This is a genomic window from Komagataeibacter intermedius TF2, from assembly GCF_000964425.1.
Classification (GTDB): Bacteria; Pseudomonadota; Alphaproteobacteria; order Acetobacterales; family Acetobacteraceae; genus Komagataeibacter; species Komagataeibacter intermedius.
The window spans coordinates 1-442 of record NZ_BANF01000442.1; the positions used below are offsets into that span (position 1 = coordinate 1).

General features: G+C 58.8%; 1 pseudogene. It reads right to left on the minus strand.

Features of this window, described 5'->3' with window-relative positions:
* Positions 1 to 442, minus strand: a pseudogene (locus tag B7449_RS17955) (type IV secretory system conjugative DNA transfer family protein); the annotation flags it as partial.

Consider the following 442-nt stretch of genomic DNA (forward strand, 5'->3'; position numbering starts at 1 on the left):
TCGGTGCGCCTTTTGTCATCGCGTCCCTGACACCCAATATAAGCCGTGCCTGACGCCGGGCTACACCAGGCTGCCGGTCCACGCAGCGTTCAATAGCCTCCAGGCGTCCAAGCAGGTGACCGTCGATGGGAGGTATAGTGCGGGGCTGTGTCTGAAAACCGGGTTTCGGGGTGGAGGCAGCATCACGCAGCATATAGGAAAATGGTGTCAGCATGTCTGTTCTGGCTGCGTGTTCATTCCCTTCATCGTCATTGGCGGTCGTAACCCGGCGTGGTGTGGCGGCGACTGCTGCACCAATTTGTGCAAAATTGCGCAGGATGTCTTTAGAACCTGAACCGAGGCGGTCGACTGCTTCCTGGAGTGCGTGAACATCCGGCTCGTCGTGTACCATGGTCAGCTCAGACTGAAACAGGCCGCCTTCGATCGTCGCGAGGAGGGCGAG